The 15,755-nt window shown below is 69.8% G+C and carries 16 protein-coding genes and 1 pseudogene; 9 read left to right on the top strand and 8 right to left on the bottom strand.

What is annotated here, in order from left to right:
- Positions 1-17: 17 nt before the first annotated feature.
- The 5 genes from tmpR to aroA are packed head-to-tail and all read right to left on the bottom strand — an operon-like array spanning position 18 to position 3,766.
- Positions 18-722 (bottom strand): bifunctional dihydropteridine reductase/dihydrofolate reductase TmpR, encoded by a 705-nt coding sequence (gene tmpR / locus BLP62_RS10285; protein WP_093008273.1) that lies wholly within the window; start codon positions 720-722, stop codon positions 18-20.
- Complete coding sequence (locus BLP62_RS10280) at positions 719-1,129, bottom strand: NUDIX domain-containing protein (RefSeq protein ID WP_093008272.1); 411 nt, start codon at positions 1,127-1,129, stop codon at positions 719-721. Before BLP62_RS10280 ends, tmpR begins: the two co-directional genes overlap by 4 nt.
- On the bottom strand, positions 1,093-1,866 hold the full coding sequence (locus tag BLP62_RS10275) for a CDP-alcohol phosphatidyltransferase family protein (protein ID WP_093008271.1): 774 nt from the start codon (positions 1,864-1,866) through the stop codon (positions 1,093-1,095). Before BLP62_RS10275 ends, BLP62_RS10280 begins: the two co-directional genes overlap by 37 nt.
- A 2-nt stretch (positions 1,867-1,868) precedes the next feature.
- Positions 1,869-2,492, bottom strand: coding sequence for a (d)CMP kinase (gene cmk / locus BLP62_RS10270; protein WP_093008270.1), 624 nt, complete (start codon positions 2,490-2,492; stop codon positions 1,869-1,871).
- Entirely contained in the window at positions 2,477-3,766 is a 1,290-nt protein-coding gene (aroA, locus tag BLP62_RS10265) for a 3-phosphoshikimate 1-carboxyvinyltransferase (protein WP_093008269.1), read from the bottom strand. The genes cmk and aroA overlap by 16 nt, the downstream gene beginning before the upstream one ends.
- A 67-nt stretch (positions 3,767-3,833) precedes the next feature.
- Between aroA and BLP62_RS10260 the strand changes: the two genes are divergently transcribed.
- Positions 3,834-6,449, top strand: coding sequence for an AfsR/SARP family transcriptional regulator (locus BLP62_RS10260; protein WP_176758196.1), 2,616 nt, complete (start codon positions 3,834-3,836; stop codon positions 6,447-6,449).
- Here BLP62_RS10260 and BLP62_RS10255 read toward each other — a convergent pair.
- A complete protein-coding gene (locus BLP62_RS10255; protein WP_093008267.1) occupies positions 6,430-7,203 on the bottom strand; it encodes a class I mannose-6-phosphate isomerase in 774 nt (257 codons plus the stop codon). The genes BLP62_RS10260 and BLP62_RS10255 overlap by 20 nt on opposite strands.
- Before the next feature lie 7 nt (positions 7,204-7,210).
- On the opposite strand from BLP62_RS10255, the gene BLP62_RS10250 reads away from it, so the two are divergent.
- The 4 genes from BLP62_RS10250 (at position 7,211) to BLP62_RS10235 (ending at position 9,820) form a co-directional block, all read left to right on the top strand.
- Complete coding sequence (locus BLP62_RS10250; RefSeq protein WP_093008266.1) at positions 7,211-8,083, top strand: SIS domain-containing protein; 873 nt, start codon at positions 7,211-7,213, stop codon at positions 8,081-8,083.
- On the top strand, positions 8,083-8,763 hold the full coding sequence (locus tag BLP62_RS10245; protein WP_093008265.1) for an endonuclease V: 681 nt from the start codon (positions 8,083-8,085) through the stop codon (positions 8,761-8,763). The genes BLP62_RS10250 and BLP62_RS10245 overlap by 1 nt, the downstream gene beginning before the upstream one ends.
- 5 nt (positions 8,764-8,768) lie before the next feature.
- Positions 8,769-9,404 carry a lysophospholipid acyltransferase family protein gene (locus BLP62_RS10240; protein ID WP_093008264.1) on the top strand — a complete coding sequence of 212 codons (636 nt, stop codon included), beginning with the start codon at positions 8,769-8,771 and terminating at the stop codon, positions 9,402-9,404.
- 122 nt (positions 9,405-9,526) lie between these two features.
- Positions 9,527-9,820, top strand: coding sequence for an HU family DNA-binding protein (locus BLP62_RS10235; protein WP_093008263.1), 294 nt, complete (start codon positions 9,527-9,529; stop codon positions 9,818-9,820).
- 101 nt (positions 9,821-9,921) lie between these two features.
- Here BLP62_RS10235 and ftsH read toward each other — a convergent pair whose 3' ends face one another.
- Positions 9,922-11,802, bottom strand: a complete 1,881-nt coding sequence (gene ftsH, locus BLP62_RS10230) for an ATP-dependent zinc metalloprotease FtsH (RefSeq protein WP_093008262.1) — start codon at positions 11,800-11,802, stop codon at positions 9,922-9,924.
- A gap of 124 nt (positions 11,803-11,926) precedes the next feature.
- Between ftsH and dnaK the strand changes: the two genes are divergently transcribed.
- From dnaK to BLP62_RS10210, 4 genes are read left to right on the top strand one after another with little or no spacing between them, the layout of a single operon-like run.
- Positions 11,927-13,777, top strand: coding sequence for a molecular chaperone DnaK (gene dnaK / locus BLP62_RS10225; protein WP_093008261.1), 1,851 nt, complete (start codon positions 11,927-11,929; stop codon positions 13,775-13,777).
- A gap of 53 nt (positions 13,778-13,830) precedes the next feature.
- Entirely contained in the window at positions 13,831-14,364 is a 534-nt protein-coding gene (gene gprE / locus BLP62_RS10220; RefSeq protein WP_093008260.1) for a nucleotide exchange factor GrpE, read from the top strand.
- A 3-nt stretch (positions 14,365-14,367) separates the two neighbouring features.
- On the top strand, positions 14,368-15,198 hold the full coding sequence (gene dnaJ2 / locus BLP62_RS10215) for a molecular chaperone DnaJ2 (RefSeq protein ID WP_093008259.1): 831 nt from the start codon (positions 14,368-14,370) through the stop codon (positions 15,196-15,198).
- The gene (locus BLP62_RS10210) at positions 15,185-15,421 is read left to right on the top strand and encodes a chaperone modulator CbpM (protein ID WP_093008258.1); all 237 of its coding nucleotides are present in this window, start codon (positions 15,185-15,187) and stop codon (positions 15,419-15,421) included. The genes dnaJ2 and BLP62_RS10210 overlap by 14 nt, the downstream gene beginning before the upstream one ends.
- A 14-nt stretch (positions 15,422-15,435) precedes the next feature.
- Here the strand turns inward: BLP62_RS10210 and BLP62_RS10205 are convergent.
- Positions 15,436-15,755, bottom strand: a pseudogene (locus tag BLP62_RS10205) (IS982 family transposase); the annotation flags it as partial.

Below are 15,755 nucleotides of genomic sequence, written 5' to 3'. Positions count from 1 at the left end.
TAGCACGTCATGATGGGCTAAAGGTTCCACCCCCCCGCCACCTCCAGGACCTGCCCCGTGAGGTAAGGCTCCCGCACGAAGAAGAGCACCGCCCGGGCGATCTCCTCAAGAAGGGCCAGGCGGGCCATGGGAATCTCGTGGAGGGGCTTGGAAACGGAGTTCTCCGCCACCCCGGGGGCCACCACGTTGGCGGTGATGCCGCTTGCGGCGAAGCGCTTGGCGATGGCCTTGGTGTAGAGGATGACCCCGGTCTTGGCGATGACGTAGGGGGTGATGTGGGGCCGGGCGAGGAGGTTTGAAGCCCCAGCATAGCCCAGGTTGACGATGCGGCCATAGCCCTGGGCCACCATGAGGGGAAGCGTCTTCTGGGTGAGGAGGAAGGTGGCGGTGAGGTTGGTGTCCAGGATCCAGCGCCACTCCTCGAGGCTCACCTCCTCTATAGGCTTATAGAGATAGTCCCCCACGTTGTTGACCAAAACCCCCACCCCGCCCAGGTGGTAGCGCACCTCCTCCAAAAGCCCCTCCACCTCCTCTTCCCGGGTGAGGTCGGCCCGCACCTTGATGGCCTTCACCCCAAGGGCCTCCGCCTCCTGGCGGGTGGCCTCGGCCAGGCCCTCGGAGGTGCGGTAGTGGACGGCCACGTGGAAGCCCTCCTTGGCCAGGGCCAGGAGGACGGCCCGGCCGATCCCCTTGGCGCTCCCCGTCACCAGGGCGACCCTCATGCCCCCTCCAAATACCTCTGCAGGAGGACCCGGGTGAAGGAGTTCAAGGGGTAGGAAAGCCCCCCCTCGGGCTCCACCCAGGCCCACTCCAGGATCTCCTCGTTCGGGCGCACCTCCCCTTCCGCCTCGGCGAAGTAGTTGAGGAGGAGCATGTGGGTGGGCTTGTGGAACTCGGGGCTATAGCGGGCCTCCTGCACCAGGGCGAAGCGGACCCTAAAAAGCTCCAGCCCCACCTCCTCGCGAAACTCCCGCCGCAAGGCCTCCTCCAGGCCTTCCCCCCAGGCCACCTTTCCCCCGGGCACCCCCCATAGCCCCCGCCACTTGGCGGTGCGCACGAGGAGCACAAGGCCCCCCTTTTCCACCAGGGCCCCTACCGTGGGGATGGGATACTGCGGGTGATCCTCCATAGGTACCAAAGCCCAAGATACACGCCCTGGAGGAGGGCGAAGGTGAGGTAGGCCCCAGGCTGGCGGGAGAGGAGGAAGACCCCCAGGAAGAAGAGCTGGGTGGTGAGGCCGAGGTTCACCACCCCGGCCAAGGCCCACTCGTCCCAAAAGCGAAGGGGCATCAGGCGGAAGCGCCTCTGGAGGAAGACCTCCAGGGCCACGATGCCCCGGTCCTGGGGCAGGAAGAGGAGGCGGTACACCCCCCGGAGGAGGCGGAGGAGGGGGGTTTCGGGGTCCTGGACCTCCCGGGGAAGGGGAAGCCCCCGGGCCAAGCGGTAGAGCCTTTCCAGGTTGAAGTCGTAGGACTGGACCAGGGTGAAGACCAGGAAGGCGAGAAGGGCCCTGTCCATCTCCCCCGTGCGGAGGCCGAGGGCCCAAAAGAGGGCCAGGTTTCCCAGGAAGTCCAGCTCGGTGTCCAGGTAGCGCCCAAGCTCCGTGGCCTCGCCCCTAAGGCGGGCGAGCTGCCCGTCGGCGTTGTCCAGGACGGTCTTGGCCTGGAGGAGAAAGGCCGCAAGGAGGTCCTCGCCCCTAAGGAGAAGCCAGGCGGCGAGGAGGACCAAGAGGGTGTGGAAGAGGACCAGGTGGTGGGGCTTGACCGGGGTGGAAAGCAGGGGGCGCACCAGGAGGTGGGCCAGGGGGCGGTAAAGGACCAGGTTCAAAAACTCCTGGACGGGTCGCTCCTTGGCCCCAGGGACCATGGCTAGTCCTTGATCCGCTCCAGGACCCAGGCCACCACCTCCTCCAGGGTGAGGTCGCTGGTGTCCAGGAGGAGGGCCTCGGGGGCGGGGGCGCTTTGGGCCTTGTCCTTCTCGTCCCTGGCGAGGAGGTCTCGCAGGATGGCCTCGTAGGCCTCGGGCCGCTCCTTGGCCCTCCGTTGGGCCCGGACCTCCGGCCGGGCGGTGAGGTAGAACTTGTGGGGGGCCTCCGGGAAGACCGCGGTGCCCATGTCCCGCCCTTCGGCCACGAAGGGCGGGGGCACCTCCTTGAGGCGGGCGTTCACCCAGGCCCGCACCCGGGGGAGGCGGGCCACCTCCGAGACCAGGCGGTCCACCTCGAGGGTGTGAAGGTGGGGCGTCAGGTCCTCCCCGTCGGCCAAGACCCGGTTCTCCCTCCCCGGGAGGAGGCGCACCCGGAACCGCTGCAGCAGTTCCAGGAGCGCCGCCTCGTCGGCGGGGTCCACCCCTGCCCTTAAGGCGAGAAGGGCCGCCGCCCGGTAGAGGAGGCCGCTGGAGAGGTAGGGGACCCCCAGGGCCTCCGCCACCCGCTTGGCCACGGAGCTTTTCCCCGAGGCCGAGGGGCCATCAATGGTCACGATGCCGCGCATAGCCTCTTCAGGTCCTGGAAGAAGCCGGGGTAGGAGATCTCCGCCCACCCGGGCTCCCAGACCCTGACCCCCACGGGAAGCCCGGCCACGGCGAAGGCCATGGCGATGCGGTGGTCGTGGAAAGGCTCCACCTCCCCGGGCCGCACCCCCCCGCCCCGGATCCTGAGCCAGTCCTCGCCCTCCTCCACCTCCACGCCCAAAGCCCGGAGGTTTTGGGCGATGGCGGCCACCCGGTCGGACTCCTTCACCCTGAGCTCGGCAAGGCCCGGGATGTAGGTCTCCCCTTCCGCCCAGGCGGCGGCCGCGGCCAAAGCGGGCACCTCGTCCACCATGAGGGGGATGAGGCCGGGGTCCACGGCCACCCCCTTCAGGGGGCCATGCCGGGCCCGCACCCAGCCCACGGGCTCCCCCGCCTCGCCCTCGAGGACCCGCCACTCCAGGTCCGCCCCCATGGCCTTGAGGACGCTAAGAAGCCCGGTGCGGGTGGGGTTCAGGCCCACCCCCTCCACCACCACCTCCGAGCCCGGGGTGACGAGGGCCGCCACCAGGAAGAAGGCCGCCGAGGAGAAGTCCCCGGGCACCACGAGGTCCTTGGCGGGAAAGGGGCCACTCCTTTGGGTGCGGATGCGGTTTCCCTCCACCCAAAGGGGCAGGCCGAAGTGGCGGAAGAGCCTCTCCGTGTGGTCCCGGGTGGGCACGGGCTCCTCCACCTCCGTGGCCCCCTCGGCGAAGAGGCCAGCGAGGAGGAGGGCGCTTTTCACCTGGGCGCTGGGGACGGGGAGGGTGTAGCGGATCCCCTTTAAGCCCTGGCCCCGCACCGCCAGGGGGGCCTTGTTCCCCCCCTCCCGGCCCAGGAGCTGGGCCCCCATGGCCCTGAGGGGGGCGGCCACCCGGCCCATGGGGCGGCGCCTCAGGGAGGCGTCCCCGGTGAGCACGGCGAAAAGCCCCTCCTGCCCGGCGAGAATCCCGAGGAGGAGGCGCATGAGGGTCCCGGCGTTGCCGCAGTCCAGGACGTCCTCGGGCTCCTTCAGGCGAAGGCCCCTTCCCCGCACGAGGAAGTGGGGCCCCTCCTCCGCGATCTCCGCCCCAAGGGCCCTGAGGACCCGGGCGGTGGAGAGGGTGTCCCCCGCCTTCAAGGGGTAGAAGAGCCTCCCCTCCCCCTCGGCCAGGGCCAAAAGCATCAGGCCCCGGTGGGTCACGGACTTGTCCCCGGGGACCCGCAAAGCCCCCCGCAAGGGGCCGCAAGGGGAGAGGTCCAGAAAAGGGCGGTCCATGACTCCATAGTCTCGGGGCGGGGAGGGGGTCTGGTCAAGGGCGGCCCCGGGTAAAATGGGAATACCCATGGCCTTGGCCTGGCAAAGCCCGGTCTACGTGGAGCGGAGGCGGCTTTTGGACCTCCTCCCCGAGGAGCCGGGCTTCGCCGTCCACCTCGAGGCCCCCGCGGGCTTCGGCAAGAGCGTCCTGGCGGGGCAGCTCGCCTCCAGGCTTGGCCTCCGCACCTTCTGGGCGAGCGCCCTTCTCGGGGAGCCCAGGGCCCTTCTGGCCGAGGCCCTGGGCCTTCCCCGGGAGGCCCCCTGGGGGGCGGTGGTGGCCGCCTTGGGGGAGGCGCCCTCCCTGGTGGTCCTCGAGGACCTCACCGGGGAGGAGGCCCTCTCCCCCCTCCTCCGCACCCTCCCCTGCCTCCTCGTCCTGGCGAGCCGAAAGCCCCTCCCCTACCCCGAGCTCCCCAAGCTCCTCGCCGAGGGAAGGCTCGTCCACCTGAAGGCCCCGGACCTCGCCTTCACCGAGGAGGAGGCGGAGGCCCTCTTCGGGGGGAGGGAGGGGTGGCGGGAGGCCCACCGGGCCACGGGGGGCTGGGCCCTCCCCCTCTTCCTCTCCGCCTTCACCGGAAGGCCCCCGGAGCCCATGGCCCTCCTCCGGGGCCTGCGGGAAAGCCTCTCGGAGGAGGAGTTCCAAGAAGGCCTCCTCCTCGCCGCCCTTCCCCTCCTGCCCGCGGAGAAGGCCCTTCCCGTCACGGAGGGCCTCTTCCAAAAAGGGCTCCTCCAGCGGGTCCCCCCGGGCTACCGCCTCCACCCCCTCCTCCGGGAGATGGCCCAGGGGACCCTGAGGGCGGAGGTCCAGGAGGCGGTGCGGAAGGCCGAGGGGAGGCTTCCCCCGGAGCTTTGGGCCGAGGCCCTCTTCGGGGCGGGCCTCGAGGCGGAGCTCCTCCGCCTCCTGGAAAGCCCCATCCCCCTCCCCATCCCCGCGGAAAAGCTCTTGGCCTGGGAGGGCCTCCTGCGGCGGGGCGGGCCCCGCACCCGGCTCCGCCTGGGGGAGGCCCTTTTGCAGGTGGGGAGGCGGGAGGGGTTCGCCCTCCTGGAGCCCCTGGCCCGGGAGGAGGACCCCGCCTTGGCCCTTCAGGCCCTCGGGCACCTCGCCTACTACGAGGCCGAACCCCTCCTGGGGAAGGCCCTCCCCGAGGCCCGGGCCCACCTGGAGCGGGGCCTCGCCCTCTTGGACCGGGTGGGGGGGGAGCTCGCCGGGCGCTTCCTCAACGACGCCGCCCGCGTCCCCTACGAGGAGGGGAGGCCCGAGGAGGCGGAGGCCCTTTTGGAGGAGGCCCTGAGGCGGCTTCCCCCGGGGAGCCCCTACCGCCTCGCCCCCCTCACCAACCTGGCCTTCCTGCGCTTTGAGCGGGAAGGAAGCCTCCTCGGCCGGATCGCCGCCCTGGAGGAGGCCGTGGAGCGCCTCGGGCCCCTCGGGCCCGCCAACCTGGCGGGGCACCTCCGCGACCTGGGGCGGCTTTACCTCCTCCTGGGGGAGCGGGAGAGGGCCCGGGAACACCTGAGGCGGGCCCAGGAGGCCGAGGGCCACCCCTTGGCCGCCCTCGAGGCCCGGATGCTCCTCGCCCACCTGGAGGAGGACGCCGAGACCCTCGCCCGCCTCGTGGCCCAGGCGGAGCTCTTGGAAAACCCCTACCTGGTGGAGCGGGGAAGGGCCCTCCTCGCCAGCCTCCGCCGGGACCCCGGGCTTTTGAAAGGCCTTCGGGGCTTCCTCCCCGCCCTCGCCCGGGCCCTCCTCCGGGAAGACCCCGCCCTCCTCCCCCCGCGCCCCGAGGAGCGGGAGGAGAGGCTTTACTGGCACGCCGCCCGCTACCGCCTCCTGCGGGAGGAGGAAGACCTCGAGGCCCTCCTCTCCCTCACGGACGCCGGGGAGCGGGTTCTCCCCGGCCTCGTCCCCCTTGGGCTCCTGCCCCGGAAGCGCCCGGAGCTCGCCCGGGCCTACCCCCTGGAGGAGGTCTTGAGGAGCGGCTGGAAGGAGGCCGTGGCCCTGCGGCTTGCCGAGATCCCTCCCCTCCGGGTGGAGGTCCTGGGGGGCTTCCGGGTGAGGAACCCCCTGGGCGGGGTGGAGCTCAAGGGCAAGGCCCGGGAGGTCTTCGCCCTCCTCCTCCTGGGCCTGCCCCGGGAGGAGGTGGCCTACGCCCTCTGGCCCGACCTCTCCGAGGAGGCCGCCTTGAACAACCTCTACGTCTGGCTGAACCGCCTCAGGAAGGCCCTGGAGCCCTGGGGCCTCCCCACCTACCTGGGGGAGGAGGGACTTAGGCACCTGGCCTGCGACCTCCACGCCCTGGAGGAGGCCCTGAGGCGGGAGGACGCGGAGGCCGCCTTCGCCCTCTACCGGGAGCCCCTCTTCCCGGGCCTGGACCACCCCCTCCTGGACCGGAAGCGGGAGGCGGTCTTCCACCGGGTGCGGGCCCTTTTCCTCCAGAAGGGGGAGCCCAGGTACCTGGAGCGCCTCCTGGAGCTGGACCCCCTGGACGAGGAGGCCCTCCTCCCCCTGGTGGAGGGGTGCCTCGCCCGAGGGCAGCGGGCCCGGGCCCTCGCCCACCTGGAGCGCTATCGGAAGAAGCTCTGGGAAGAGCTCGGGGAGAGGCCTCCCCCCAGGGTGGAAGCCCTCTTTAGGAGGCTTTCGGGCTAGCCCCCAAAAGGAGCCCTTCCCCTTCCAGGAGGGCTTCCTCCCCGGCCTCGAGGAGCAGGGTGGCGAAGGGCCTCAAGGTCTCCTCCCCGAGGGCCGCCTCCCCCGCGAGCAGGGTGAGGACCAGAGGGGCCTCCGGCCTCAGGGCAAGCCGCCCCTTTAGGGGGTAGCGGTCAAGCCGGAAGTAGGGGGTGGAAAGAAGCCGCTCCCCGCCCGGCACGGGCTCAGGGAAGACGGGGGGGATGGGGGTGGGCTCCAGGAGGGCCACCTCCAGGGCCTTCTCCAGGTGGAGCTCCCGGGGGCGGCCGTAGTCGTAGAGGCGGTAGGTGAGGTCCGAGGGGGTCTGGACCTCGTAGACCCGCACCCCAGGCCCCAGGGCGTGCACCACCCCCGCGGGCAGGTAGACCACCTGGCCCGGCGCCACCCGCACCCGGTTCAAGACCTCGTCCAAGGTGCCCTCCTGGGCCCGCCTCCGCGCCTCCTCGAGGTCCAGGGGGCGGCTAAAGCCGTAGACGATCTCCCCGGGGGAGAGGACGTACCAGGCCTCGTACTTGCCCGGCTTACCCTCCACCTTTAGGGCGTAGGCGTGGGGCGGGTGCACCTGGACGGAAAGCCAGTCCGCCGGGTCCAGGAGCTTCACGAGAAGGGGCGCCTCGCAAAGCCACACCTCACCGATCCCCGGGCCGAAGCCCAGGCCGCTTCCTCCCCAGATGCGGGGCACGGGTTTGAGGACGCAGGGCCGCACGGGGGTTAGCATAAGGGGTATGCGCGACCTGGACCGCGAGGAGACCTACCTGGTGGACCGGAGGGGCCTGGCCTTGGAGCTTCGCGACCTGGTGGGCACAGGCCCCGTGCCCCCCGCCCCCTACCCCGGCCCCCACGGGGTTTTGGCCTACGGGGAAGGGTGGTTCGCCGCCCGGCTCCTCTCCCTCCCGGAGTGGGTGGAGGAAGGGACCCTCTTCCTCCTCGAGGGCGGGTACGACCTGGGAGAGGCCGCGGCCATGGGCCTCATGGCGGAGACGGGTAGGGCCAAGGTGGTGCGGGTGGGCTTCCGGGAGGGCGCCGAGGTCTACCTGGCCCCAAGCCCCCTAAGCCCCTACCGCTACCTCCGCTTCCTCCTCCTGGCCACGGGGGAGGAGGAGGCCTTAAGGGAGGTGGACGAGGCCCTCCTCCGGGAAAGGCGACGCCTGACCCCCGAGGTGCCCCTGGAGGAAAACCCCGCCAAGTTCCTGGCCTACACCCTCTTGGAAAGGCTTCCCCTCTTCTTTAGCCCCTTCTTCCGCCCCCTGGAAGAGGCGGCGCAAAGCCTCTTCGCCCGCATCGGCAAAAGCCTCTCCCTGACCCCGCCCTTTAGCGCCCTGGAGTTCTTCCTCACGGGCCTCGAGGCCCGCCACGAGCAGGGCGACCCCCTGGCCGCCGTCCTCCTGGGCGGGGGGGAGGCCGCCTCCTTGGCCAAGGAGATCCTGGAGACCCGGGTGGACGCCCTCGCCGAGGTGCCCGCCCCCGAGGGAAGCCGCCTGGCCCAGGCCGTGGCCCTCTGGTACCGCCTGGCCTGGACCGCCTACTACCTCGCCCTCCTCTACGGGGTGGACCCCTCGGACCAGGAGGTGCTGGATCGGCTGAGAGAGGTGAGCTAGTGGAGGTTCCGCCCTTCCCCAGGCCGAAGGACCTGGAGGAGGCCCAAGCCCTCCAGAAGCCCCTCGCCGCCAAGGTGGTGGTGGAGGGAAGCCTGGAGGGGGTGAGGCGCCTCGCCGCCCTAGACGCCTCCCACAAGCCGGGGAGGCCCCTCGTGGCCGTGGCCCTCCTTTACGACCTGGAAAAGGGCCCCCTCCAGGTGGGCAAGGCCCAGGTGCCCGAGGAGGAGCTCTTCCCCTACGTGCCGGGCTTCCTCTCCTTCCGGGAGGCCCCCGCCTACCTCGAGGCCCTAAAGGCCCTCCCCGAGGCCCCGGAGGCCCTCCTGGTGGACGGCCAGGGCATCGCCCACCCCAGGGGCCTGGGCATCGCCAGCCACCTGGGGGTCCACCTGGACCTCCCGAGCGTGGGGGTGGCCAAAAGCCTCCTCTTCGGCCGGCCCGAAAGGCCCCTCCCCCGGGAGGCGGGAAGCGCCGTGCGCCTCCTCGCCCCAGACGGCCGCCCCGTGGGCTACGCCTACCGGAGCCGCACCGGGGTCAGACCCCTTTACGTCTCCCCGGGGCACCGGGTGGGCCTCGAGGAGGCCCTGGCCCTCGTGAAGGGCCTTCCCACCCGGTTCCGCCTCCCCGAGCCCCTGAGGCTCGCCCACCTGGAAGCCCTCCGCGCCCTGCGCGCCTTAGACTGAGGGCCGTGGAGGCCACGAAGCCCAACCCCGTCTACCGGGCCGCTTGGTGCCTGGCCCGGTTCCTTCTTCACCTCCTCTTCGGCTACCGGGTGGAGGGGGCAGAAAGGGTGCCCCCAAGGGGCCCGGTGATCCTGGCGGCCAACCACCTCTCCATCCTGGACCCCATCGCCATCGGGGCCGGGGTCAGGCGGCCGGTGAGCTTCCTCGCCCGGGCGGACGTCTTCCGGCTCCCCCTTCTCTCCTGGCTCCTTCCCCGCCTCTACGCCATCCCCGTGGAGCGGGGGGCGGGGGACCTCGCCGCCATCAAAAACGCCATCCGGGCCCTGGAAAAGGGGATGGCCTTCGGCATCTTCCCCGAGGGCACCAGGAGCCGCACCGGGAAGCTCCAGCCCTTCAAAACCGGGGTGGCGGCCATCGCCCTGCGCACGGGCGCCTCGGTGGTGCCCGTGGCGGTCACGGGCACGGAGGAGGCCTGGCCCGTGGGGAGGAAGCTCTTCCGGCTCCGCCGCCCCGTCCGGGTGGTCTACGGGGAGCCCATCCCCGTTCCAAGGAAAAGCAAGGTCACCCACCAGGAGCTGGAAAACCTCACCCGGGAGATAGAAGCCCGGGTACGGGAACTTCTCCCCCCCCGGTACCGCTAGAGCCAATGCTTTCGTTATCACACATAGCTATACACAGGTATAGAAATGGCCAGGGGTATTGCGGGAGGCTCTTGAGGCGTGATATAGTCCGCCCGGAAGGGAAAAGAGGAAGGAGGTGAAGAATGGCAGCAAAGAAGACGGTAACCAAAGCGGATCTGGTGGATCAGGTGGCCGCCGCCACCGGGCTCAAAAAGAAGGACGTTAAGGCCGCGGTGGACGCCTTTTTGGGCAAGGTGGAAGAGGCCCTGGCGGGCGGCAACAAGGTGCAGCTCACCGGCTTCGGCACCTTTGAGGTGCGCAAGCGCAAGGCCCGCACCGGCGTGAAGCCCGGCACCAAGGAGAAGATCAAGATCCCCGCCACCCAGTACCCCGCCTTCAAGCCGGGCAAGGCCCTTAAGGAAAAGGTCAAGAAGTAAGGTATTCCCTTCCCCCGGGGAGGATGCCCTCCCCGGGTTTAGGCCTTCTTCTAAGCCCCCGCCCCACGGGAGGCCCTGGCCAGCCAGCATGGGGGGGGTACTCAGGCCCCGCCCAAGGCCCCCCCGGGCTTGACCTTGGGTACCACCCGGGGCGCTTCCTTCTCCTCCTTGGGCTCCGAGGCCTTGGGCTCCTCCAGGGGTAGGCCCTCCACCACCTTCTGGAACTCCTCTGCGGTGAGGGTCTCCCGCTCCAGGAGGGTCTCCGCCACCCGCTCCAGAACCTCCCGCTTCTCCAGGAGGAGGGCCTTCACCCTCTGGTACTGCTCCTCAATGAGGCGGCGCACCGCCTCGTCAATGCGCTTCGCCGTCTCCTCGGAGTACTGGCGCACATCGTAGCCCCCCAGGTAGGTGTCCTCCCGGAGGGCGTAGGCCACGGGGCCGAACTCGGGGTGCATCCCCCACTCGGTGATCATGCGCCGGGCGAGCTCCGTGGCCTGGCGGAAGTCGTTTTCCGCCCCGGTGGTCACGTCCTCAAAGACCAGCTCCTCCGCCGCCCGCCCCGCCAAGGCCACGGCGATCTGGTCCAGAAGGCGCTTTCTGGACCAGTGGAGCATGTCCTCCCGCCTCGGCATCATGAAGCCCAAGGCCCTCCCCCGGGGGACGATGGTCACCTTGTGCACCCCGTCGGCGTGCTCCAGAAAGTGGGCGGCCAGGGCGTGCCCCGCCTCGTGGTAGGCGGTGATCCTGCGGTCGCGGGGGGTGAGGACCAGGCTCTTCTTGGCCGGGCCCATCATCACCCGGTCGGCGGCCTCCTCCAGGTCCTTCATGGTGATCTTCTTCCGCCCCTCCCGGGCGGCGAGGAGGGCGGCCTCGTTCAGGAGGTTCTCCAGGTCGGCTCCCACGAAGCCCGGGGTGCGCTTGGCGAGAAGGGCCAGGTCCACGTCCTCCGCCAGGGGCTTGCCCCGGGCGTGGATCCTCAGGATCTGCTCCCGGCCCTTGACGTCGGGGGCGTCTATGGCGATCTGCCGGTCAAAGCGCCCGGGCCGGAGGAGGGCCGGGTCCAGAACGTCCGGGCGGTTGGTGGCGGCCATGACGATGATGGTGGAGTCCTTCTCAAAGCCGTCCATCTCCACCAGGAGCTGGTTCAGGGTCTGCTCCCGCTCGTCGTTCCCGCCCCCCACCCCGCTTCCCCGCCTCCTTCCCACGGCGTCAATCTCGTCAATGAAGACGATGCAAGGGGCGTGGCGCTTGGCGGTCTCAAAGAGGTCCCGGACCCTTGCCGCCCCTACCCCCACGAACATCTCCACGAAGTCGGAGCCGCTTGCGGTGATGAAGGGCACCCGGGCCTCCCCGGCCACCGCCCTGGCGATGTGGGTCTTCCCCACCCCCGGAGGCCCCACCAGGAGGACCCCCTTGGGGATCCTGGCCCCCATCTCGTGGAAGCGGCCGGGGTTTTTCAGGAACTCCACGATCTCCTTGAGTTCCTCCTTGGCCTCCTCGGCCCCGGCCACGTCCTTGAAGGTGACCTTGGGGGCCTCGGTGAGGACCTTGGCCCGGCTTTTGGTGAAGCTGAAGGCGGAGTCCGAGGGGCCAGCCCGTCCGCTGCGGGAGAAGTAGAAGAGGGCCCCGATGAGGAGGCCCACCAGGAGGAGGGGCCAGAGGAAACCGAGAACGCTTTGCCCCTGAGGGGGTTCCACCCGGACGCTCACCCCCTGGCGCGTCCAGGCCTCGAGGGTGGCGTTGTCGGGGGGGCTTGCGGCGTAGGTGGTGAAGGGCGAGCCGTCCACCAGGGTCCCCTGGATGCGCGTCTCCCCGGAGCGCACCACCACCTCCTTCACCCGGCCCGCCTTGAGGTCCTCGAGGAAGGTGGTGTAGTTCACCGCCCCCCCGGCGCTGCCCGTGGTCCCCGCCAGGCTGAAGGCCCAGGCCAGGAAGAGGAGGCCCAAGAGGAAGATCAGAAAGTTCAAAGGCAAGCGGGACATGTCTTTCCCTAAGGTACACGAAGAGGGGAAAGGCCGGGTAGCCCAAGCCACCATGACACAAATACGCTCAAGTCTCTTGACAAAACCTCTCCGGATCGCTTATGCTTAAAGGGAGAGGTGCACTATGGCCAAGGCAGTGGGCATTGACCTGGGTACCACCAACAGCGTGATCGCCGTCCTGGAGGGCGGCAAGCCGGTGGTGTTGGAAAACGCCGAGGGGGAGCGTACCACCCCCAGCGTGGTGGCCTTCCGCGACGGGGAGACCCTGGTGGGCCGCATGGCCAAGCGCCAGGCGGTCTTGAACCCCGAGGGGACGATCTTTGAGATCAAGCGCTTCATCGGGCGCCGCTTTGAGGAGGTCCAGGAGGAGGCCAAGCGGGTGCCCTACAAGGTGGTCCCCGGGCCCGACGGGGGCGTGCGGGTGGAGGTCAAGGGCAAGCTCTACACCCCCGAGGAGATCAGCGCCATGATCCTCCGCAAGCTGGTGGAGGACGCCTCCAAGAAGCTCGGGGAGAAGATCACCAAGGCGGTGATCACCGTGCCCGCCTACTTCAACAACGCCCAGCGGGAGGCCACGGCCAACGCCGGAAGGATCGCGGGGCTTGAGGTCTTGCGCATCATCAACGAGCCCACCGCCGCCGCTTTGGCCTACGGCCTGGACAAGAAGGGGAACGAGACCGTCCTCGTCTTTGACCTGGGGGGCGGGACCTTTGACGTCACGGTGCTGGAGATCGGGGAAGGGGTCTTTGAGGTGAAGTCCACCTCCGGGGACACCCACCTGGGCGGGTCCGACATGGACCACGCCATCGTCAACTGGCTCGCCGAGGAGTTCAAGCGGGAGTACGGGGTGGACCTCAAGGCCGACCGCCAGGCCCTGCAGCGGCTCATTGAGGCGGCGGAGAAGGCCAAGATTGAGCTTTCCAGCACCCTGGAGACCACCATCAGCCTGCCCTTCATCGCCCTGGACCCGGCGAGCAAGACCCCCCTCCACCTGGAGAAGAAGCTCACCCGGGCCAAGTTTGAGGAGTTGATTGAGCCCCTCCTCAAGCGCCTCCGGGGCCCCGTGGAGCAGGCCCTGAAGGACGCGGGCCTCACCCCCGCCCAGATTGACGAGGTGATCCTCGTGGGCGGGGCCACGAGGGTGCCCGCGGTGCAGCGGGTGGTGAAGGAGCTATTGGGCAAGGAGCCCAACCGCTCCGTGAACCCCGACGAGGTGGTGGCCATGGGGGCGGCCATCCAGGCCGGGGTGCTCACGGGGGAGGTGCGGGACGTGGTCCTCCTGGACGTCACCCCCCTCTCCCTGGGCGTGGAGACCAAGGGCGGGGTGATGACCGTCCTCATCCCCCGGAACACCACCATCCCCACCCGCAAGTGCGAGATCTTCACCACCGCCGAGCACAACCAGACCGCCGTGGAGATCCACGTCCTCCAGGGGGAGCGCCCCATGGCCCAAGACAACAAGAGCCTGGGCCGCTTCCGCTTGGAGGGCATCCCCCCCATGCCCGCCGGGGTTCCCCAGATTGAGGTCTGCTTTGACATTGACGCCAACGGCATCCTCCACGTGACCGCCAAGGAGAAGTCCACCGGGCGCGAGGCCTCCATCACCATCCAGAACACCACCACCCTCTCCGAGGAGGAGATCCAGCGGATCATTGAGGAGGCCCAGCGCCACGCCGAGGAGGACCGCCGCCGCAGGGAGCACGCCGAGCTCAAGAACACCCTGGACTCGGCCCGCGTCCAGGCGGAGCGGCTCCTGCAGGAGAAGCAGGGGACCCCCGAGGCCAGGGCCCGCCTCGAGGCCGCCATCCAGAAGGCCAAGGAGCTCGTGGAGCGGGACGCCCCCGACCCCGAGCTGAAGGCGGCCACGGAAGAGCTCCTCAAGGCGGTGGAGGCCTACGAGCGGGAGGCCACGGCCACCGCCTCGGGCAAGGGGCCGGACGACGTGGTGGACGCCGACTACAAGCCCGCGGAGTGAGGCGGAAGACCGGGGCCCCGCCCCAAGGGGTGGGGCCCCCTTAAGGAGGGCCCATGGAGGAGAGGGACCACGAGAACACCCTGGAGAAGGACCTAGAGGCCGTGGGCCAGGAGGCCCAGGCCTTGGAGGAGCGCCTGAAGGCGGCGGAGGAGGAGCTTAAGGGCCTTAAGGACAAGTACCTCCGCCTCCTCGCCGACTTTGACAACTACCGCAAGCGCATGGAGGAGGAGCTCAAGGCGCGGGAGCGGGAAGGCATGCTCAAGGCGTTAAGGGCCCTCCTTCCCATCCTGGACGACCTGGAGCGGGCCCTGGAGTTCGCCGAGGCGAACCCCGAGAGCATCCGCCAGGGGGTGAGGGCCACCCGGGAGGGCTTCTTCCGCATCCTGGCGGGCCTTGGGGTGGAGGAGGTGCCCGGGGAAGGGGAGGCCTTTGACCCCAGGTACCACGAGGCCGTGGGCCTCCTCCCCGGGGAGCCCGGCAAGGTGGCCCGGGTCTTCCAGCGGGGCTTCCGCCTGGGGGAGGCCCTGGTGCGCCCGGCCCGGGTGGCCGTGGGGGAGGAGAAGCCGGAAGAAGCCGACCTGGAGTAGACCATGAAGGACTACTACGCCATCCTCGGGGTGCCCAAAAACGCCACCCAGGAAGAGATCAAGAGGGCCTACAAGCGCCTGGCCCGCCAGTACCACCCCGACGTGAACAAAAGCCCCGAGGCGGAGGAGAAGTTCAAGGAGATCAACGAGGCCTACGCCGTCCTCTCCGACCCTGAAAAGCGCAAAATCTACGACACCTACGGCACCACCCAGGCCCCACCTCCGCCCCCTCCCGGGGGGTACGACTTCTCCGGGTTTGACGTGGGGGACTTCTCCGACTTCTTCCAGGAACTCTTCGGCCCGGGCCTCTTCGGGGGCTTCGGGCGGAGCCGCAAGGGGCGGGACCTCCGCGCTGAGCTTCCCCTCACCCTGGAGGAGGCCTTCCACGGGGGGGAGCGGGTGGTGGAGGTGGGGGGGAAGCGGGTGACGGTGCGCATCCCTCCCGGGGTCCAGGAGGGGAGCATGATCCGGGTGCCGGGGATGGGGGGGCAGGGGAACCCTCCTGGGGACCTCCTCCTCGTGGTGCGCCTCCTCCCCCACCCCGTCTTCCGCCTCGAGGGCCAGGACCTCTACGCCACCTTAGACGTCCCCGCCCCCATCGCCGTGGTGGGGGGGAAGGTGCGGGCCATGACCCTGGAAGGCCCCGTGGAGGTCACCGTCCCCCCCAGGACCCAGGCGGGAAGGAAGCTCCGGCTAAGGGGTAAGGGCTTCCCTGGGCCGAGGGGCCGAGGGGACCTCTACCTGGAGGTGCGCCTCACCATCCCCGAGCGCCTCACCCCCGAGGAGGAAGCCCTCTGGAAGAAGCTCGCGGAGGCCTACTATGCTCGCGCGTAGCCCCTGGCTTTCCCTCGAGGCCCTCGCCGAACACGGCCTTTCCCTGGCCGCCGTGCGGGCCTACGTGGAGATCGGCTTCGTGGAGCCCCTGGAGGTGGGAGGCACCTGGTACTTCCGGGAGGAAGACCTCCTGAGGATGGCCAAGGCCGAGCGCATCCGGCGCGACCTCGGGGCCAATCTGATCGGGGCCGCCCTGGTCGTGGAGATCCTGGAGCGGACTTAGGACAACCCAAGTTGCTACCCAGCCATCTTCTGGGTCAGGAGACTGATGTTATGGGCCAGGACGAAGGTGAGAACTTTGATGACGAAACCCTCCTGGGTCACGGCGTGGATGCGCCTGGGGAAGAGGTGATGGAGCATGCTCCCCACCGTCTCCACCACCCTCCGCCCCACGATGGCCAGGTACTGCATCCAAGGGAGATACCGCCGGCTGTTCCTCCTGCGGATGACCATGGGAACAACCTCCTGGGCCTCCCGGAGGAGGTCCTCGTACAGATGGCTCTCGTACCCCCGGTCCAGGTAGAGCTCCGCCCCCTCGGGAAGGTCCAGGGGAAGGA

It is taken from the genome of Thermus arciformis, assembly GCF_900102145.1.
Classification (GTDB): domain Bacteria; phylum Deinococcota; class Deinococci; order Deinococcales; family Thermaceae; genus Thermus; species Thermus arciformis.
The sequence above is the reverse complement of the archived record's forward strand: the minus strand, read 5'-3'. Positions and strand labels throughout refer to the sequence as shown.